Origin of the sequence: Lentzea aerocolonigenes (genome assembly GCF_000974445.1) — a bacterium.
GTDB lineage: Bacteria > Actinomycetota > Actinomycetes > Mycobacteriales > Pseudonocardiaceae > Lentzea > Lentzea aerocolonigenes.
Map to the genome: position 1 here is coordinate 180726 of NZ_BBOJ01000005.1, position 19459 is coordinate 200184.

A 19459-nucleotide genomic window follows, 5' to 3' on the forward strand; every position below is an offset into this window, starting at 1 on the left:
CCGGTCCGCACCGCCGGCTCAGGTCACCTGTTGCGGATGGTCATGAAGTAGTAGTTGCGGGAGTCGGGTCCGTTCCACTGCCCGTCCCAGGCGTTGAACTGGGTGTTGCCCTCGCAGTTGCGACCGGTGTAGCCGGTGAGCGCCAGGTGGTGCCGCCAGTAGTTGAACGAGATGTTCGGCCATTCGCGGGTCTGGCCGGGCTCGATGCCGGTCAGGCAGCGCCCGTTCCGGTTCTCCCGCAGGCTGCGGACCTGCTGGGTGGCGTTGGTGATGCGCACGCACGACTCGCCCTGCGGGGCGCGGCAGTCCGCCGCCTGCGCGGGGGCACTCGCGAGCGTGATCGTCGCCAGTGCGGTCGTGAGCGCGCCGGCCAGGGCGAGCATCCTGGTCCGATTCGAACGTGCCATTCGAGACTTCCTCACGTGTCATTTGCGGGTGGGGAACTGGACGTCATCGTGGCCGGAATTCGAGTGCGGACGAAACCGAATGCACGCTTTTCGGAACAATTCGCTCGAGCTTGCGGAAAGGGAAAGTTCCCAGCCTTGAGCTGTGACCGCCGTCAAACCGAATTCCTCAGCACGGGACCGGTACGCCGCATGTCCAGGCGCGTTCTGTGCGGGTTCCTGGGGCCATTACCGGTGCGAGCGACCTGCCTTCGCACCGCGTTGCCGTACTTGGGCTCGCTCATCCCCACTGCTGGTTGCGGGACTGATCGCATGGAGCCAGTTGCAGTCCTGCGCTGCTGTCGTGCAGGCACGCATCGCGGACCGAGCTGCGGACTTCGGCGGCGTCCTGCGAGATCGTGATCTTCCACCGCTGTGAGTCCGTCTCGGCGCATGCGGCGCTGCGAAGGCCTGTGGGGCTGAGGTCCAGGCACGCCCCCGTGGCGTGGTTGCTGAGCCGATAGGTGCCGTCCCCGGCCGCCTGCGGTGTCCACCGCTGGTAGCTCATACCGTTGCAGCGAAAGGTTCTGAGTCCGCCGTCCAGGCTGTCGTCCAGGCAAGCGCCGGTGGCCCTGCTGACGAAAATGCGATTCCCGGCTGCGGAGATCAGGCCCGCTGAACCGTCCGTGCTCGAGGTCGGCTGTGTCGGTGCGGTGGCCGTCGAGACGAACGCCAGGGTGATCAAGCTGCCCAGCGCCGCGCCGACGCCGGCACCGGCCAACGCCCACAACCACCTGCGGCCCGTCCTGGGGGGAGCTGTGCCCGGCTTCTCCGGTGAGGGCTCCGGTGCCGTGCGGGGCTGAACCGCATCGGCCGCTTCCCAGCGCGCCCGGTACTCGGCGGGATCCGCGCCCAGGGCCGTGCACAGGGCCCGCACGACGTCCCACGGCGGGACGGAGCGCCCGCGGAGGTATCGCGACAGCGACGAGTCGCTCACGTGGATCTCGGATTCCAGCGACCGCAGAGGACGTCCGGAGTCCCGCTGCAGAGTGCTGAGCGCGGTGGCCAGACTGCGCACCGGGTCGGATTCGTTCTGCTGGCCGCCAGCCATCGAGACCTCGTTCACGCCGGGCCGACGGCGTGCTTCGACCGGCGGCACCTGTCCCGGGACGGTCATGTCCCAGCAGGTCAGGAACCTAGCGGTCCCAAATGAGCTGAAGCAACCGGGACACGCTTGCGCACGGGCACTGATCGACTACAACCTGTGTTCGTCCGAATGCCGGGTGTGCCGTTAGGCCTTTCAGTCTCACGGCCCAGCTTCGCCGACAAGCCTCGACCGCTACCTCGAACGGTGGCCGCGCGGTCGAGGCGGAGGGCGGGGCCGGCTCGTTCCAGGGCGGGCGCCGGCCGCGGTTCGCAACGTCGATCAGGGGAGCGATCATGTCTTGCAGAGTCACAGGAGCAGCGCTGGGAGCGCTGCTCGCTCTTTCCGTCACGGTCACCGTGGCACCGGCGGAGGCCGCCACGGCCGATCCGGTGGCCTCAGTGCTTGCAGTCACGTCGCCGACTTCGTCATCTGGCGAAACGGTGAGCGACCAGCAGTTGCAAGCTGCAGGCTACGAGCGCATGGCCGTCGTCAGGGCAGGCGGGGCGACCGGCACGTTGTGGCGGATCATCGAACCGGCGGGCGCGTGGACGTGGCATGCCAACCTCCACAACGCCGCGCCGGGTTCGAAAGTCTGGGCTGAGAACTGGTTCAGCAACGTCGTGTCATCGGCGACTGTTCCGTCGGGCGAGATCGGGGTCAACACCGGTACCTGGTCCAGCTTCGGCAAGTTCCGGGTCTGCTTCCGCCTGGCTGACGGTACGTATCGCGGCTCGTACTACTCGCAGACCTAGCCGGCGCCCAGGTGGCCGGTAGACCTCGGTCGGCTGAGGACAGGGGGTGTCGACCGCGCCTCCGGCCACCACTGGTAGGCGCCCGCTCGCCTTCCACTGCTCGGGTGGAATGTGAATTCGGTGGTGGTGTGTGATCGTCACAAATGTGTCGTTCAGTCGTCAATAAAGTGGTCGATATCGTTCATCTGTGGCGATGTCGGCATGCATCTGGCCGTCAAGTCGGCCATGGAAATTCTGAGATTTCAGCAAGTCATCAGATGACTGTTAGGGGAGAATGATGAAGCTGCTCACTGGGATTGTTGTCGGCGCGCTCGGATTCGCGCTGTTGTCGGCGCCGGCGGTGTCCGCCGCACCTGTTTCGACGGACGTGTCCGCGATGGAGAATGTTTCCGCGGCGGCTGTATCGCGCACGGAGATGATCCAGCGTGCCAAGTCCTGGAACCCGCACACCGCCAAGCGGATTCCTTACAGCCAGAGCAAGACCCACGGCGGTTACCGCACCGACTGCTCGGGCTACGTGTCGATGGCGGCCAAGCTGGCCAAGCCGGGAGCGACCACGGTGAATCTGGCCTCCTCGACTTACACGGTCGCGATCAACAAGAACGACATGCGCATGGGGGACCTGTTCATCGACTCCATCGGTGACGCCAACAGCCGCCATGTCGTGATCTTCGAGAAGTGGGCCAACGCGCAGCACACTGCCTACTGGGCCTACGAACAGCGCGGCGGCTACGGCACCGATTATCGGGCCCGCAGCTACGGTCTGGGCGGCGACCAGTACAAGGCTCGGCGTCTGAAGAACATCACCGGCTGACACGAAGGACAGGTGCGGGCGGCCCCGTTGTGGTGCCGCCCGCATTCTGGTGAACAACCACGAAGAGAACGGTGCCGTCGGCACTGAAGAACGCGTGCCTAATGCGGTAGAGCTGGACCGCAACTGGCAGTGCCCGCGAAATGCCCGCTCTGACCCGAGAACAACCATTCGAAAAGGCTGCTTGAGCTTCGCGCCGGGCAGCTTCCATCGCCATCGCGGCGTCGACGTTCTGCCGAGGTGCACCACCCCCGACTGGGGCGTGTCCGGATCGAGACTGGTCGCTGATGGCCAGCCCGCTGGTTCTCCGGTCGTCGAGGTGGTCGGCCGGTGCGACGAGGCCGGGATCGACCCGCTGCTCGACCTCGTCAACGAAGGCGCCTGCGGCGACGTCTTCGTGAGGAAGCCGCCCGCACGTTCGCGCTCAGCCTCGCCACCTCCGCCGAGCTCGTCGAATCCACCGGCCGTGATGGCGATTTCTGCGATCACATGGCCGCGGTGTGCGACGCCCACCGCACGAAGTGGGACCGGCGCCAGGAACCCGACTGGGCACACCTGCCCTGACCGGGCGCCGTTGTGCAGGTTCCTGCGTGTTGAGTGTCGACCAGTCGAGTCCGGTGTGTTGTCCGGGTCCGGGGCCCCCGAAACGCTCGAAGGCGACCCGGTTCGCGCTGTCCGCGAACACGAATCGCCTTCGTCTTTGGTGCCCCCGGCAAGGCACCACGCAGACCTGCTCACCACTTCGGTCAAGCGTCTGACCGGCAGATTGGGGTTCGCGAGCAGCTTCATCGTGGGCGAACGGCGTGGTGGGCGATGAGCGGCCACGCGGAACGCGCGGCTGGAGCGAAACGCGCTCTGTTCGACAGGTGACGGTGGAAGGTGACTCGCGTTTCGTCGAGCCGACTGCAGCTGCTCTGGTCACAGCCTTGTTCGTGGGCGCTCGGATCGGTTCGGGGGCGGCGCACTGACGGTCTCTGTAATCACCCCGCCGTGGTCATCACCTGAGCGCGAATCGCACTCACTCTTTTTCGTTGACATATTGCGAGCAGATGAGCTCTCTTCTGGAATCTGACTAAAAACGAGAGCTCGACTTGTAGGGGGCGCCTGGTAATGCTTCGCCGGAAGCGAATTAGCTGGCACGTCGCGTTTGACCGTCAAGTCCCGGCCGGCGAGCTCCTGTGGCATCGAGTGCGCCCTTCGAGGCCGGGTTCCTCGTCGGCCGCCAACGAGACCGTGTTCCCGCAGGTCGCAAATCAATGGAGTCTCTGCTCCAGGCTGGAGGGCTGCAGGCTTCGATCCTGCTGTTCAATTCCGGTAAAACTGTCCGGTCCGGACGGGTGCATTGTGAGTCCCGGCGGTGTCTGTGAGGCTGATGCCCTCGCTTTCCGATGGGCTCACTCAATCGTGGCGATCTTTCACTCATTCAGTTCTGGGAGTCCGATCGGTGTTTATCTGGAGTCCAGTCGTGGTTGATGCTGGCTATTCGCACATTCCGCACAGCACTCTCGGAGAGGACACGGTTGTCGTGATTTCCCTCAACCAAGGCAGCAGCTCTCACACCTCGGCGCTCAGACGGTTTCTCTGGGCAAGTGCACTCACTGTGGTCTGCCTGATCGCCATGTCCATCCCCGCACAGGCGGCCGAGCCGGGCACGGTCGCTGTCGGTGGACACGGCGAAGTGTCGGCAGCACCGGACATAGCCGTCATCAGCGTCGGCGTTGAGGTCAGGAAACCCACTGCCGCAGAAGCGCTGGAAGCACATGCCGTTGCCGCACAGGCACTGCTGGACGCAGTGCGCGCCAAGCGTGTGTCCGATCGCGACATCCGAAGCGAGAGCGTGTGGCTCAACCCGGTCTACGAGTACGACCAGTCCGGCAACTCGTTCGTGGCGGGCTTCCAGGCTGGTCAGACCTTCTCCGTGAAGGTGCGAGACGTGACCGGGGCCGGGGAGGTTCTTCGCGCCGCGGTGGACGCGGTCGGGGACGCAGGGCGGATCAACGGAGTGGCCTTCGACATCGGAGACCGTGCGGTACTGCGTCACCGGGCCCGCGCCGCCGCGTTCAAGGACGCGCGCTCCAAGGCTGCCCAATATGCCCAGCTCAGCGATCGAAGGCTCGGCGACCTGGTGTCCGTGAACGAAGCCACCTCCAGTGGCGGGCCGATTCCGATCTTGACGTCGCAGGTCGCGGACGGTGCGGTGCCGATTGCGCCAGGTGAGATCAAGGAGGAGATCGACGTCGCCGTGGTGTACCAGTTGCGCTGATGACAGGCGTTGGTCGCGCTGAGCCTTCCGTCAGAGGAGAGGTTCGGCAGGGCGGTGTCGAGGCCAGGGACGTGTCGGAGCGAGGTGGGCACGGCCCTGGCACCGCTCCAGCGGCTTCGGCGCCGCGCCACCAGCCGTCGTAGCGATGGGTTCGACGTCTCGGTGGCGCGGTCCGCAGTCGGTGCCGTCAAAGCCCTCCGCCGGTATCGCTGAGTGTCCAACCGACCACGGAGCGGAAAAGTTTTCATATTCAGTCAGATTCCTGTCCGTCGGTCCGTTGTGGGACATGACAGCAGGCGGATCGCGTCACGGTTGAGGTCCGATTTCCGCCACGCGGCCCGACATGCGAAACCCCGCTTGGCTACCGGTGTGGTGGCCAAGCGGGGTGTGTGGGGTGGGTGTCAGAAGGTGAGTTGCCAGGCGTCGAGGTAGCCGGTTTCGGTGGTGCGGTAGGCGTCGCGGATCTGCAGTTTCCAGGTGCCGTTGGCCAGCTCGGTGGAGGCGTTGAGCGTGTAGGTGACGTTGAGGTTGTCGGTGGTGTCGGTGAGGCTGGTGTTGCGCAGGCGGTAAGTGGTGCCGTCGGGGGCGAGCAGGTCGAGCTGGAGGTCGCCGCGGGCGGTGTGCTTGATGTCGACGGTGATCTTGAGGGTGGCAGGGGCGTTGCCGGTGCGGCCGGTGACGGTGATGGGGCTGGTGACGGTGCCGGTGCCGGGGATGGTCACGTTGGTCGTGTTGACGAACACCGACGGAGCCGGGGCGGGCGCGGGGGTGGTCTGGGTGGTGCCGGTGTACAGCAGGGTGTTGGGGGAGCCGGTCTGGGCGTTGCGGACCAGGCCGGTGGTGGCCGTGTTGATGAGGGCGGTGCGGACCTGGGAGGGGGTGGCGGTGGGGTTGGTGGCGAGGTGCAGGGCGGCGGCGCCGGCGACGTGGGGGGTGGCCATGGAGGTGCCGGACATGGCGCCGGTGGAGGTGTCGGAGCCGCGGGTAGCGGAGGTGATGGACACGCCGGGGGCGAACAGGTCGACGCAGGTGCCGTAGTTGGAGAAGGAGGCTTTGGTGTCGGTCTTGTCGACCGCGCCGACGGTGATGGCCTCGCTGACCCGCGCCGGGGAGACGGTGCAGGCGTCCTGCTGCACGCCTTGGGCGTTGCCGTTGCCGGCGGCGACGGCGTAGGTGAGGCCGGAGGCGATGGAGTTGCGCACGGCCTGGTCGATCGCGGAGTTCGCGCCGCCACCGAGGCTCATGTTGACCACGGCGGGCTTGACGGCGTTCTGGGTGACCCAGTTGATGCCGTTGACGATCTGCTCGCTGGTACCACTGCCCTGACAGCCCAGCACCCGCACCGCCACCAGCTTCACCTGCTTGGCCATGCCGTAGGTGGTGCCGCCGACGGTGCCGGCGACGTGGGTGCCGTGACCCTGGCAGTCCTGACCGTTCTTGCCGTCACCGATCGCGTCGTAGCCGACACGGGCCCGGCCGCCGAACTCGGCGTGGCTGGTGCGGATGCCGGTGTCGAGGATGTAGGCGGTGACGTTGGCCGCGGTGGTGGCCGAGGTGTACTTGCCGTCCAGCGGCAGGGTGCGCTGGTCGGTGCGGTCCAGGCCCCACGTCGCCCCGGTCTGGGTGTCGGTCATGTGGACCTCGGTGACGGGCTGGACGTAGGCGATGCGGGGGTCCGCGGCCAGCCTGCGGGCCTGGGCCTGGGTCATCTCCACGGAGAAGCCGTTGAGTGCGGAGGTCCAGCTGCTGCGCAGCTTGCCGCCGAAGCGGCCCGCCACCTCGCCCGCGGCACCGCCCTTGCCGTCCTTGAACACCGCGATGTAGCGGTCACCCACGACCGTGGCACCCGGCACCGGCCGGATCTCGCCCTCGGCAGCCGAGGCGTTCGCCGCCCCGGCCGCACCGAGCAGGCCGAGCACCGCGATACCGAACGTCGCCGCCGCTGCCACCACACGCGTTGTGCTCACTGAGACTCCCTTGTCGACATCGCCCGCTTCGATGTCACAAGGTTCCGAGCCCCCAGTAGCGCGACCCGGTCATGTTCGGTTGCGCTACGGTTGCGCCAGTCCGATCACCGTCCGTGATCTGACTGGTCGCCTCCTGTCAAGCACGCCTCCTGGCGAACAGTCGCAGGATCAAGCCCAACCCCGCCAGGAGCAGTCCGATGGCGGCCAGGCGCCAGACGTCATCGCCGGTCACCGCGAGCGGTGGGTTGGTGGGTGGTGTGGACACCGGTGACACGTCGGCGCTCGCCGAGTCCGGGAGTGTTGCGACGGGCGAGAGCCCTCCGGGCAGGACGTAGGTTGCGGTGGCCGTGTTGACGATTCCCGCCGACAGTCCTGTGGTAGCGCAGTGCACGACATTCTCCGCGCCCGTGGCCAGTGCGAAGGCGCTCGCGGCGCAGCCGGGCTCGATCAGGTCTTGCACGGTCACCTCGGCGAGGTCGACCTCGCCCGTGTTGACGACGGTGACGCGCCAGCGAACCGTCTCGCCACTGTGGACAGTCGCATTCTCGCCCCAGCTGTCACAGGTGCTCGCGTTGCCGGTCAGACAGACCTCTTTGCGCATGGTCAGGTCGGCCACCCGCACCGAAGCGTCGTCGGGTGGGGTGGCGACCGGTGCGGTGGTGGCGGGCGCGCCGGGTGGCACGTACCGCCCGACCACGGGTTTGGTCATGCCCGCGGTGACGTTGCTCGTCGAGCAGGTGAACGACACGGACGTGCCTGTCGCGAGGTTCATCCCACCAGTCGAGCACGACGGCTCGGCGTCGTCGTGAAGTGTGACCCCGGTGAGGTCGACCTCGCCGGTGTTCGCGACCGTGATTCGCCAGTGTGCCGTGCCGCCCCGCTCGACGACGTGGTCGTCAGCCCACGGTCCGCTGCCCGTCTCCGTGCACGCTTCCGCTACCGGCGACTGGCAGATGTCCTTGCGCACCAAGAGGTCGGACACCATCGCGGTCGCGTCAGCCGGAGCGGTGATGATCGGTGCGGTGTCCGGTGGTGACCCTGGTGGCACGTACATCGCGGTCACCGCGTTCGTTGTTTTCTTCGTGAGGTTCGTTGTCGAGCAGTCGACCGTCTTCGACGTGTGCGCGGCGAGGTCGAACGGCGCTGCGGAACACGACGCCTCGTTGGGATCGTCCAGCACGATGCCGGTCAGATCGACGTCGCCGGTGTTGGTGACGGTGATGCGCCAGTGTGCCGTTGCACCCCACGGAACGGTGGCGGAGTACACCCACGGGCCGGTGGCGCACTCCACCGCGGTCAGCGCGGCGCAGATCTCCTCCTCCACGTGGAGATCCGTGATTTTCACCGCCGCGACCGCGTCCGTGGTCGCTTCCTCCGGCCAGCCCATCATCTCGAACGACGCCGTGGCCTCGTTCTTCACGCTTCCGGTCACGTTGGCGGTCGAACAGTGGAACGAGGCCGACGAACCCACGACCAGGTCGAACTCCGCATCGCAACCCGGCGCACCCTCGTCGGTCAGAGTGATGCCGGTGAGGTCGACGTCACCGGTGTTGGTGACCGTGATCCGCCAGTGCGCGGTCGAGCCGGTCGGTGTCGTAGAGGTTTCCTGCCGCGGACCGGCGCCGGCGGCACCGCAGCCCGTGCCGGCGCAGACCTCCTTGACCACGGCCAGGTTCGTCACCTTCACGCTCGCGGAGTCGGATGCCGTGCTCACGGCGGTCTGGCCAGGTGGGGTGAACGACGCGATCGTCGTGTTCGTTCGTCCTTCGGTCACGTCGGCGGTGGAGCAGGAGAAGGACGCCGACACACCTGCGGTCAGGTCGAACGGTGCTGTGGCACAAGAGGCTTCCGCTGGGTCGTTCAGCGTGGCACCTGGAATGTCCACAGTGGTCGGTCGGCTCACCCGGATGCTCCAGTACGCGGTGCTGCCCGCGGGGATGAGGGTGTTCTCCGCCCACGGACCGGAGCCGCCGGGGCCGCAGTCCGCCGTTGTGGTCGAGGTGCAGACCTCCTTCGCCACCTTCAGTGCGGGCAGCGGAACGGAGAACGCGACCTGCTGGGCGAGGTAGGAGTCGCCGGTGGTGTTGAACTGGAGGGAGAGACTGGTTGCTCCAACGGGCAGTGTGCCCAGCGGCAACGTGAAGTCCTTGGCGTCGACCGAGAAGTTGTTGGGCGTGTTGGGATTGATCTGTCCGTCCGCGCCGTCGACGAAGAAGTTCCCCGTTCCGGCACCGGAAGGCTCGCCGACCGCGGTCCCGTTGACCAGGAACTGGTCAGCGGCGATGTCCCAGTCGCCCTCGTATGCGGTGACACCGGCGCGCAACCCGGTGTTGCCTGCCCAGTGGAGGCGGACGTGGTCGACCGTTGCGCCGGGGGGAATGGTCAGGCCCGTCGAGCTGGAGTTGAACGTCGCAGGGCTGGTGTCGGTGTCGGCCCACGCCATCTGGTACTCGTCGTTGACGGCGTCGGGATCCATCCGTCCGGCGCCGTCCGCGCACAGGGCCGAGGTGAGTGGCGACGGCGAGGCCGGGCACTTCGTCACCGGGTTGCCGATGATGTTGAAGTCGCCGTAGACGACCTGGTCGTACACCTGGGTGAACGGGACGATGACATCGGCTGTGGCGGCGCCGGTCGTCACCGTCGCCGAGCCCGCACCGAGGACGAACGCGATGATCACGCACGACAGGGACCGAGTCTTCCGGATCTCCCCAGCGCACATGTCATGCCTCCGGTCCCGCCGACCTGGCGGTCGTGTGGACTCGTACACACGTGAGAGACCTGGGAACGATCAGCGGATTACGGGCGGCGGAGTCACCGCAACAGGTGAACTCGTGCGCACCGACGCGGCAGTGGCGAGCCCGGCGCTCCGCCTGTGGTGCACCGGGCAGCCATCCCAGGTCAGTTCCTCAGGTCGACCTGCCAGATCTGCTGTTCGGGCCGCCGCAGGATCTCCAGGCCGCCGACCATCCGCACCTTGAGATGTCCTGTCGCACTCGTGGTGACAGTGCTCACCTCGCCGACTGGACCGGCGGTGCCGTAAAGGCGGATCTGTTGTCCCGCAGTGAGCGCCGAGATCGGGACGCGGCGCGTGTTGACGGCCTGCGAGGCCGGCCACCGCCTCGTACCGAGTTTCCAGGCCAGGTAGCCGATCGGTGGCGCGACGACTGGTATCAGGGGTGCGACAGGCACCAGCGGCACGGCGGCGGAGAATGCGGCCAGCGCTGCGAGGAAACCGGTGGGGATCGGCACGTTTCCGAACTGCGCCCAGCCAGTGGTGCGCACCGAACCGTCGGGACGGAGGCCACGTGGCGCGATGCCGTCGGACAGGCGCACGTCCGGAACGGTCTCGGTCTGTGCGGCCGTCTTGTCATCGGTGGCCCCGTTGAGCGACGTGTCGTCCACCGTGACGCGGTGTCCACAGGTCGTGCAGACGAGGCACATGCCGGAACGTGCGTCGGCGTCCGGCCACACCCGCAGGGCACCGTGCCCGGCCGGACAGCGGTGGGCGGACGGGCCGCGCTGGAACCTGTGCAGTGCTCGGGCGTCGGTGCTGTCCATCCGGTTGTCCTCGCCGCTCATGCGTTGCTCTCGCGGAGTGAGTTCTCGTTGGTGACCGTGCGCCCGCCGATGTCGTCGGGGCGGCCCGATTCGGCACTGCCCAAGTCCGAGGCCGACAGTCCGTTCCGGAGCGGCGCGTTGGAGTTGTCGTTCTGGTGTGACGAGGGGACGGCGGTGGGTGCCAGGGGCGTCCTGGTCGTACTCCCGGCCGCGATGGTGTCGACCGGCTCCGGTGATCCGATGGCTGACGGGCCAGAAAGACCCGGTTCGGCGGGGTGTGAAGCGGGAGTTGTCGAGGCCGTGGCGCTCGGTGTGACCGGACTTTCCTGGCCGGTGATTGTCATCGGATGGGTCTGGGCGGGGGTGGTCGTCGGGCTCACCGTGCTCACGGGACCTTCCGGTCGCACTGGTGACGTCGGCGCGATCGCGATGTTCGGAGTGAGGTTCGACATCGGTGGTGTGGACACGGACACCAGCGCCATCGGTGCGAGCAGTGTGCCGCCGAGCACGGGCAGCAGGCGACACCAGTTCGGGACGCTCCACCACATGCGCAGAAGTGCGTGTGGCTGATCGGATGGCTGGATCAAAATAACTCCAAAAAGGACCGTGGACTTCTTGGCTGCCTCTGTGAAGTCGATCGCGGAGCGCCGTTGGCGTGTTATCGGACCTCGAAATGATCACTCTGTTGAGGGAGATGATCCACTGTGGACCAGCACACGGTCGCACGATCAGGTGAGGACGGCCAGGAGTTCGCAATCGAAGATGCCCGGTGCGGTCTGGGGAGTGAGTGAGAGTTCGCCGTGCAAGGGGTGGAGGCCCGCTCGATGACTGAATCACGTTCCGTCCCCGTGAGGATCAGCCGTCGGTGGGTGGCCTGCGGGATGGCTTTCGCCGCAGCTCTGACGATCACGCTGGCCGCGCTCCGGGCGTCGGATGACGACCTGGTCGTGACCGTCGACGACGGGATCGAGACGGTCACCGAGAGTCTGCCGACCACCTATCAGGTCAAGGTTCGCAACAACACCGATCAGCAGCTCGACCAGGTAGAGGTGACGCTCACGACGCCGCCGTCGCTCGTGCTGGGACCGACAGGCACCGGCCAGACGCCTGAGCCCGTCCCGACGAAGTGGTACCTCGACGTCGCCGCGGGTGAGACGGCACAGATCACGCTGGATGCCGCCGTGGGAACGATTTCCCCCGGCGCGGAGATCACCGTGATCGCCTGTGCGTCGGCTGCGGATCTTCCGATGGCGTGCGGGGCCGACGTGAACCACGGGGTGACCGCGATGAAGGAGCAGAGCGAAGCCTCTTGGGTCACCACGGTGACGATGTGGTGGCAGTTCCTGCTGGCCGCGCCAGGTGTGCTGCCGGTCGTGCTGCTCGTCGTCTTCGCTGCGTTCCGGCCGTTCAGGCGAAAAGACGGAGCACCTGACCAGCATGAGTCGTCGTGACCGTGCGGCGATTTCCCTCGCAGGTACCGCTCCAGCGCGCTTCCGGTGTACCTCGCCACGGCTCAAGGCCGCGGAGACGGGGGTCCGGCCGGTCGGCTTCTCCCGTCGGGACCGCGGAGGTTCACCTCGTGTGCTGCGATGTCGTGACGCGGCTCGGTGGAACAGCCCACTCCTGCACCCGACGGACGCGCCGACGTGGACAGCGACGATGGTGTGCACGACCACAACGTGGTCGGGTGTGTGGCAATGTTGCCGCTGCGGATGTGAGCGATAACAGCGGTCTCTTGCGAGAGACCGGCAGCCGGGAACACGTGTCGGCGTGCTTTACGCACGATCACGGTCCAAGCATCCAAGCGCTGAGCGGAATACGTGCTACCGCGTTTCCGGAGCCACTCGAACGAGTGCATGCGCAGTGGTGTTGTTGCCTGGCTGGCCCAACGCCGTGTTCGTGCGGAACGTATGAGCGCTTGACGATTTCGAGCAGAACGTCGATCAGAGGTTGAACAAATGGGTGCAGGTTCGGAAGAGATATCGCTGGCGGGAGAGGGCTCTACGCGCCGGCTTCGAGTCGCACTGGTCGAATCGCTGCCGCTGCTGAGACACGGTGTGCAGACGGTCGTCTCGGCTCATCCCGCTCTGGAGTGGGTTGATGCGGTGAGCAGCACCCGTGACACCATCGAACTGTGCGAGTCGGCGCGTCCCGACGTCGTTCTCGTCACCTCGGCTGTCGATCCCGGCTGGAATCGTTGCCAGTTGCTGACCCGCCTGTTCAGGGATCTCACCGTGGTGGCGCTGCTCGGCCGGGAGGCACGTACCGCGGACAGCATCGCCATGGCGCGCATCAACGGTGCCAGGGCGCTGGTGCCGCTGGACGCCGATCCCGACCGGTTGGTGAAGGCCATCACGGCGGCGGCAACGGTTGGTCACCACATCGACTCCGCTCTGACGGTCTTCGCCACCTCGGTGGAAGGTGCCCGAACGGCGGGCGGAAGGTCGTTGTCGCGCAGGGAGTTCGAGGTGCTGCAGCTCATCGCCGAAGGGCGAACGGCGGTGCAGATCGCGTTACGACTCCAGATCACCGCCGAGACCGCGCGCACACACGTCAGTCACATCCTGCGAAAGCTCGATGCCAGGGACCGCGCGCACGCCGTGGCCCGGGCCTACGAGCTGTCGTTCCTGCCGAAGTGATCCCTGGAGTTCGTCTCGAGGAGGTCGTGGATGTTTCGTCTTCATCGCCAAGGATGGGTGCCGTCAGTGTTGGTTCGATTCTTCCTGCGGGCGGGTGACCGTCGTTCATGGACTGTCCGCTGCCGCGACGAGCGCGGCCGGAACGCCACCACGGTGGTAGCGCTGACCGAGGAGTTCGTGGTCGTGGAGAACGCGGAACGCGAGACGATCCGCCTGTCTGCCGCTCAGGTGGACCGTTTGCGGGTGGCGCTCCGCTCTGCGGTCATCAGTCTGGGCACGCTGGACGACGACGACAACGTGAGTGCGAGCCCGGCCCACACGATCCCCGTGCAGCGTTCGCGCGGGTTCCCTCGCGGAGTTACTCGCCCGAACGGGTGAGCGCATACTTAATTTTGGGGATGCTCGGCAATGTCGAGGCCGCGTTGCGCACACCTGTTGGGCGACAAGTTCGCGGTTCCGGAGAGTTGCCTTCCATGAGTGAACTGCTCGCTGTAGCTTTGCACTTACAGGCGGCGTGACGGAGAGGGAATTGGAAACCTGAGGCAGGTGAAATGACTGACGAAGTCGAGGACATCGACTCCGGTCTCGTGCGGGCGGTTCGCGCTGGAAACCGGGAGGTTTTCGTCCAGCTCTACCGCAGAAATTTTTCGGACGCGTACGGGCTCGCGTGCAAACTGCTCGGCACCTCACAAGGTGCCGACGATCTCGTTTCCGACGCGTTTGTCAAGGTGTTCAACCGAATCATTGCGGGCGGTGGTCCGACGGAGATGTTCCGCGCCTACCTGTTGACCACGGTTCGCACGACGTTCTACAAGCAGTTGGCGCGCGATCGGATGATCGACCGACGCGTGGAGGTCACCGAACTTCTGCTGCCGACCGAGGAGAGCGATCCTGTCGCCGAAGGCCTGGACGCCCAGCTCGCGAGCAAGGCTCTCGACAGCCTGCCCGTGCGGTGGCGGACCGTGCTCGTACTTCTCGAACTGGAGCGGCTCAGCACTGCGGCGGCAGCGGACGTGCTCGGCATGCGTCCGAACGCTGTCGCGGCATTGGCTTTCCGTGCTCGCGAAGGGCTTCGGCTCGCCTATGTGCAGATGCACGTGAAGGCCGCGGCCGAGGAGATCTGTCGTGAGGCGGTCGACAACCTGGCCGCGCTGCTGTCCGGGCGCAAGAACCGCGGCGTGCGGCAACGGGTGCGCGACCATCTGGCGCTCTGCCACAACTGCGAGGGCGCCGCGCGTGAGGTCACCGATCTACTGGCCCAGCTCGGCCGCACAGTGCCTCCGGATGACCGGCTCGTGGCCTGAATCTTCAAGATATCCGAGCCGGCCGGGCATCGAATATCGCGCGGTGTGCCCGACTGTCACTCAAACGAGTTAACGCGCTTCAGTGTTGAAGTGAGTCCTCGTGGCATCTGTCCAGGTATTTGTTTACTGACTGTCGCCAAAGTGTGGACCTAGTGGGGTCAATGTTACGCTTTGATGCACAGTTTCCTCCTGTTGAGGTGAGTTATCACTGCGGACCGTAGTCTTTGCGTGGCTCGACGGCGGTTACTCAGGTAGGGGGCGAGACACATCTTGGCTAATGAGCTGCGCTTGCAGGGGGTCGTCGATCTGATGCAGGAAGCTGCATTGGTGTGGACGCCGATCCGGCGCGAGGGTGATCTGCCCGATGTGGTGGATTATCGGGTGAAAATGGGCAACAAGCCCGCGAGCGACGTTCTGGGGGCCGACCAGGTCGTCGGCCTGACGCTGGGGCAACTGTTGCCGGAAGACACCGCCGTACTGCTGCGCAGGCTGTTCACGCAGGCTTTCCGAACCGGTGAACCGGTCGAGCACGTCGCGGCAGCCCCTGATCCGCTCACAGATCTCGCGCGGACCCACAGCGTGTCCGTCCGCATCACACCTGTGGGCGAATCCGTGTTGTGCACCTGGTTGCCGGGCTGGCTGGCCGGTGACGGCGCTGGCGAGCGCCGGCAGATCGCGCGCGGCGGTTCCTCCGCGGCGGACCGGCTCGAGTTCGCGGACGCCGTCGATGCTGTGGCGGACGCCGGGTTCGGGGTGTTCTCGCTCGACCTCATGAGCGGCAGGATGATCATGTCGAGCGGGTTGCACCGGATCTTCGGTGAGGGATCGGACGTGCAGTCCGGTCTCGAGTCTGCGGTCTCGGGCGAGTGGCGGGCGCTGCTGCTGCGCGGAGAGCCGATGGACGTCGAGGTGCGGCTGGCCCCGGAGCACGGTGGTCACCGAATCCGGGTCGTCGGCCGGATGGCATGTGCTCCAGACGGTCTCCCGGCTGTGGTGCGGGGGAGCTGTTGCGTGCTGGAGTCGTACAGCTAGCTGTTCTCCGGTTGCCCTGACAGCTCCGGCGAGCACCGCGGACACCAGGGAGAGACCGAGCGGTGGTTGCGCGACCGCAACCACCGTTCGAACTCTGCCTCGGTGACTCGCCTGGTCACCCGTGTCTCCTCCCACAGCTCGGCGATGATCCGATCCAGGTCTCCGTTCAGCGGACCGTGCCAGGCCGCGTAGGCGTGCAGGTCCGCCCCGGGATGGCCGGGGCCCCGAGCGGGAGGCGCGGCCGCGCAGTCCCACCTGTGCACCGTGCCGTTGTCGAGCAGGTACGGATGTGTTTCCGGCGTGATGGTCCGTTGTTCCCGCTGCCATTGCTCTTGTGCGTCCTGATGGCGGCGGAGTGCCTCCGGGTAGGTGGGAGCCGCGAGGTCGCACCAATAGCAGCAGCCGCTGTTCCACCGCGACACCTGGTGCACCACTTCGGCGGCTCGCTCGGGGCTGATCTCGCCGTCGGCGACCCGGTCGAGCAGCCAACGCACCGCCGTGGCGTCGAGCAGCCACCGCTCCGTGCCGTCGGCGACCTGTCCGGTTCGCAGCGCCCACACCTGCGTGACGAACTCATGACCGCCTACGTCCAAGGTCAGTGACAGTGGTACTGCGGTGGCCAAATGTGCTCCTCAGAGAGACGGGCGTGCCGACTGCCGTCGATCGGGTAGTTGCGTATCGCCGGAAAGTCCGCTCGTGCAACGCGGGCGGATTGTTCAAGCGTCGAACATCACCGTGAGCACCTCCTGCAGTGCGGCGCCGATTATTTCCGTGCTCTGGTGATGCAGCCCGCGTGACCGGCCGTACGGATCGGGCACGATGTCGTCGGTCTTGTTGACCCACGTGACGTGGCCTCGGCGCAATGCCGCCGTCGAGACCGCCGCCCGTGCGCGCAGCACCGGATCGTTGCCGGTGCGGCGCAGCGACACGGGTGCCAGCAGGCGGGCGAACTCCCTCAGACAGAAGGTCGAGTGCAACAGCGGCGGATGCTGGGAGACGACCTCCGCACGGTGTTCACGATCCGCTGTCAGGACCAGGTCAGCCGAGGCCAGGGTGATCCGATCGAGATTGCGGGCGATGTGCGACTCGCCGGCCACCCGCTCCACGCCCCATCTGGGCAGGTGGTCGCGGGTCAGCAGGTGCATCGACGCTCCGGTCATGGCCTGAGTTCCCGCGCTCGCGACGACGAAGCGCGTGACCTGGTCGCTCGGCAGCCGCTGTGCGAGCAGGTGCCGGGTCAGCAACTCGGCGAAGGGCGAGCGGCAGACGTTGCCGGTGCACACGAACAGGATGCGGAAACTCGACCTCATCGCGCCGTGCTCTCGAGATACCGCGTGATCTGGTTCTGGCGCAACGCCTCCCAGAGCTGACCGGCACGCGCGCCGTCCGAGATCGGCGCAGTCACGAACGTAACGGCGGAGGGCGCCAACTCCCTGAGGCTGAAGGCGAGCGACTCCAGCGCGCTCATGGTGAGGATGTCGTCGAACTGGACGTACCTGCTCACCGTGTGTGCGAAGTCGAACGCCTGGCTGGGACTGCTCAGCACCCCGCTCGACATGACCGAGCAGATCAGTGCTCGCAGCGCCTCCTGCTGCCGCTCGACAGGATCGGCGACGCTGGGATCGACCCGGCCGATTCCGCCGACCACCTGCGCCAGCGCCCTGAAACCGGTGAGATCGGAGGTCGCGAAGTGGTCCACCCGAACCCCCGTGAGCGTCTCCACGGTGTGGACCATCAGCGAGGGGCCGCCGAGCCCGGAGACCGAGCTCATCGTGGCTACGCCGTGTCCTGGAACCGGGACCCAGCTGTCAGGTGGGATCGACACGACGGTCGCCGCCCTGCGGTCTCCCGACAGCCGCACGAGCATGATCACTTGACTGCGGTCGGCGTGCGGAGCGGAATCGCTGCTCGCCAGCAGAAACGTCATGCCGTCCGTCCACCTGGGCGGACGCCGCACCGCGTCGAGCGAGGTGAAGACCGACGGTAGCTGTTGCATCTCTCGCCCTTCGTGAGTGACGACGGCGCACAGTCCGCTGACCGTCAGGCACAGCGTCAACACCGACACCACTGCCAGCCGCGTGTCGCTCGTCCGGTGCGCCGGCTCGGGGATGGTCATGCTCGATGGTCCCGGTAGGCAGGGGTTCGCGGCAGAGGCGCGGTCTCCGGGTCGCCGGCGCGGCGGTACGGGTACGCCTCGGAGACACGGGTCCTCGGTGTCATCGTCGTGACCGTGCCGAGCAGTCGTGCCGACACGGCTTCGAGGGCGTTGACGGATTCCTTGACCTGATGCTTCTTGGACTTGCCGTGGCGCACGACCAGGACTGCTCCATCGCACCGGCTCGCCAGGATCGCAGCGTCGGTCACGGGCAGCAGAGGCGGTGTGTCCACGAGCACCACGTCGAACCGCGCCGCCAGCAGTTCGAGCAGGTCCACGACGTACCGCGAGGCGAGCAGCTCGCTGGGATTTGGCGGGGTCGGACCGCTCGCGAGCACGGTCATGCCGCGACGGCCGCACGGCTGCAGTGCCTCCTCGAGCGACGCGTGGCCGATCAGCACGCTGGTCAGGCCGACGGCGGACTCCAGACCCAGGTAGTCGGCGATGCGGGACGCGCGGAAGTCCGCGTCGACCACCACCACCGTCCTGCCGGCCTCGGCGAGGGTGACGGCGAGATCGCAGGTCAGCGTCGACTTGCCCTCGCAGGGCATGGAGCTCGTGATGACGACGGTCCGGGCAGGGTGGTCGACATCGATGAACTGGAGGTTGGTCCGTATCCGCCGCAGCGACTCCGCACGTGCCGACGAGGCGCTCGGGTACGTGATCACCGGACGGGCTGCCGCGCCGGGATCGAAGGCGACGGTGCCCAGCGACGGTGCGGCCACCAGGTCCTGGAGCGTCTCCACCGACCGGATCGACGTGTCGAGCGCGTTGCGCACCAGCGCCGCACCGACGCCGGCGGCGAGCCCGAGCAGGACACCGAGGACGCCGTTGCTCACCGGACGGGGAGACACGGGAGTGCGTGGCAGGCGGGCGGGTTCGACCACCTTCACCGCGACGGCGGGCTGAGCACCGCTGGTCGGTTTCTCCAGCTCCGCGACGAGCCCGCGGAACGCCTCGGCGGCCGCGTCGGCCAGTTGTTGTGCTCGGCTCGGCGTCGGATCGGTGGCGGTGATCGTCAGCAGCACCGTGCCCGGCTGGACGTCGGCCCGGATCGAGTCCGGCTCCGGTACGAGCCCTCGGCGTTCGACTTCCTGAAGGATGCGCCCGGTGGTGACCAGTCGCGTGTACGACTTCACCTTCTGCTGCGACATGAGGCTGCCCTGGTAGGCCTGGGCGGCGTCGCCGTTCACATCCTGCGCCGAGACGAACAGCGTCACCTCTGCCTCGTAGACGGGCACGACTGCCCACGTGGCCGCCACCGCGACGCCAGCGCCGAGTGTGAGACCCGCTGTGACGATCCGCCAGCGTTCGCGGACCAGCAGGAGATAGCCGCGCAGAGACACGGGTTCCCTTCAAGGTCTGATCGGTATTTGCCGGAACGAATGGTGAATTGTGCCAAGAGTTTCAGGCAGCGCAAGTGGGCAACACTTCTGGGTGGTCGCGAG

18 protein-coding genes are annotated in these 19459 nt (G+C 66.8%); 9 read left to right on the plus strand and 9 right to left on the minus strand.

The window, feature by feature from the left end; all coding sequences use genetic code 11:
* Window positions 1-23: 23 nt before the first annotated feature.
* Together AOM45_RS11535 and AOM45_RS11540 are read right to left on the minus strand one after the other, a co-directional pair.
* Entirely contained in the window at window positions 24-407 is a 384-nt protein-coding gene (locus AOM45_RS11535) for a hypothetical protein (RefSeq protein ID WP_156093797.1), read from the minus strand.
* A gap of 277 nt (window positions 408-684) precedes the next feature.
* Window positions 685-1560 (minus strand): helix-turn-helix domain-containing protein, encoded by an 876-nt coding sequence (locus tag AOM45_RS11540; protein ID WP_030467381.1) that lies wholly within the window; start codon window positions 1558-1560, stop codon window positions 685-687.
* Between the two features lie 326 nt (window positions 1561-1886).
* Between AOM45_RS11540 and AOM45_RS11545 the strand changes: the two genes are divergently transcribed.
* The 3 genes from AOM45_RS11545 (at window position 1887) to AOM45_RS11555 (ending at window position 5356) form a co-directional block, all read left to right on the plus strand.
* Entirely contained in the window at window positions 1887-2282 is a 396-nt protein-coding gene (locus tag AOM45_RS11545) for a hypothetical protein (protein WP_156093796.1), read from the plus strand.
* Window positions 2283-2559: 277 nt separating this feature from the next.
* Window positions 2560-3096, plus strand: coding sequence for a hypothetical protein (locus AOM45_RS11550; RefSeq protein WP_156093795.1), 537 nt, complete (start codon window positions 2560-2562; stop codon window positions 3094-3096).
* A gap of 1462 nt (window positions 3097-4558) precedes the next feature.
* Entirely contained in the window at window positions 4559-5356 is a 798-nt protein-coding gene (locus tag AOM45_RS11555) for an SIMPL domain-containing protein (protein WP_201779935.1), read from the plus strand.
* Window positions 5357-5757: 401 nt separating this feature from the next.
* Here AOM45_RS11555 and AOM45_RS11560 read toward each other — a convergent pair whose 3' ends face one another.
* The 3 genes from AOM45_RS11560 to AOM45_RS11570 form a co-directional block, all read right to left on the minus strand.
* The gene (locus tag AOM45_RS11560; protein ID WP_236703313.1) at window positions 5758-7323 is read right to left on the minus strand and encodes a S8 family serine peptidase; all 1566 of its coding nucleotides are present in this window, start codon (window positions 7321-7323) and stop codon (window positions 5758-5760) included.
* Between the two features lie 136 nt (window positions 7324-7459).
* Window positions 7460-10000 carry a DUF7617 domain-containing protein gene (locus AOM45_RS11565; protein WP_030470097.1) on the minus strand — a complete coding sequence of 847 codons (2541 nt, stop codon included), beginning with the start codon at window positions 9998-10000 and terminating at the stop codon, window positions 7460-7462.
* A gap of 221 nt (window positions 10001-10221) precedes the next feature.
* The gene (locus tag AOM45_RS11570; RefSeq protein WP_030470096.1) at window positions 10222-10902 is read right to left on the minus strand and encodes a hypothetical protein; all 681 of its coding nucleotides are present in this window, start codon (window positions 10900-10902) and stop codon (window positions 10222-10224) included.
* A gap of 30 nt (window positions 10903-10932) precedes the next feature.
* Here AOM45_RS11570 and AOM45_RS11575 point away from each other — a divergent pair, with 30 nt between their 5' ends.
* From AOM45_RS11575 to AOM45_RS11600, 6 genes are all read left to right on the plus strand, one after another.
* Entirely contained in the window at window positions 10933-11451 is a 519-nt protein-coding gene (locus tag AOM45_RS11575; RefSeq protein ID WP_156094090.1) for a hypothetical protein, read from the plus strand.
* 278 nt (window positions 11452-11729) lie between these two features.
* The gene (locus AOM45_RS11580) at window positions 11730-12332 is read left to right on the plus strand and encodes a hypothetical protein (RefSeq protein ID WP_156094089.1); all 603 of its coding nucleotides are present in this window, start codon (window positions 11730-11732) and stop codon (window positions 12330-12332) included.
* Window positions 12333-12986: 654 nt separating this feature from the next.
* Window positions 12987-13520, plus strand: coding sequence for a response regulator transcription factor (locus AOM45_RS11585; protein WP_051784102.1), 534 nt, complete (start codon window positions 12987-12989; stop codon window positions 13518-13520).
* Between the two features lie 66 nt (window positions 13521-13586).
* The gene (locus AOM45_RS11590; protein WP_059362354.1) at window positions 13587-13898 is read left to right on the plus strand and encodes a hypothetical protein; all 312 of its coding nucleotides are present in this window, start codon (window positions 13587-13589) and stop codon (window positions 13896-13898) included.
* 173 nt (window positions 13899-14071) lie between these two features.
* Window positions 14072-14824, plus strand: a complete 753-nt coding sequence (locus tag AOM45_RS11595; protein ID WP_051784101.1) for an RNA polymerase sigma factor — start codon at window positions 14072-14074, stop codon at window positions 14822-14824.
* Window positions 14825-15112: 288 nt separating this feature from the next.
* The gene (locus AOM45_RS11600; RefSeq protein ID WP_156094088.1) at window positions 15113-15856 is read left to right on the plus strand and encodes a hypothetical protein; all 744 of its coding nucleotides are present in this window, start codon (window positions 15113-15115) and stop codon (window positions 15854-15856) included.
* On the opposite strand, the gene AOM45_RS11605 is transcribed toward AOM45_RS11600, so the two are convergent.
* The 4 genes from AOM45_RS11605 to AOM45_RS11620 form a co-directional block, all read right to left on the minus strand.
* Window positions 15853-16449 (minus strand): hypothetical protein, encoded by a 597-nt coding sequence (locus AOM45_RS11605; protein ID WP_156094087.1) that lies wholly within the window; start codon window positions 16447-16449, stop codon window positions 15853-15855. The two genes, AOM45_RS11600 and AOM45_RS11605, sit on opposite strands and share 4 nt — an antisense overlap.
* 123 nt (window positions 16450-16572) lie before the next feature.
* Window positions 16573-17166 (minus strand): arsenate reductase/protein-tyrosine-phosphatase family protein, encoded by a 594-nt coding sequence (locus tag AOM45_RS11610; RefSeq protein WP_051784100.1) that lies wholly within the window; start codon window positions 17164-17166, stop codon window positions 16573-16575.
* Window positions 17163-17972: an LCP family protein gene (locus tag AOM45_RS11615; protein WP_030470087.1), complete on the minus strand. Its 810-nt coding sequence runs from the start codon at window positions 17970-17972 to the stop codon at window positions 17163-17165. Before AOM45_RS11615 ends, AOM45_RS11610 begins: the two co-directional genes overlap by 4 nt.
* Window positions 17969-19357, minus strand: a complete 1389-nt coding sequence (locus AOM45_RS11620) for a tyrosine-protein kinase domain-containing protein (protein WP_030470086.1) — start codon at window positions 19355-19357, stop codon at window positions 17969-17971. The genes AOM45_RS11615 and AOM45_RS11620 overlap by 4 nt, the downstream gene beginning before the upstream one ends.
* Window positions 19358-19459: the final 102 nt, after the last annotated feature.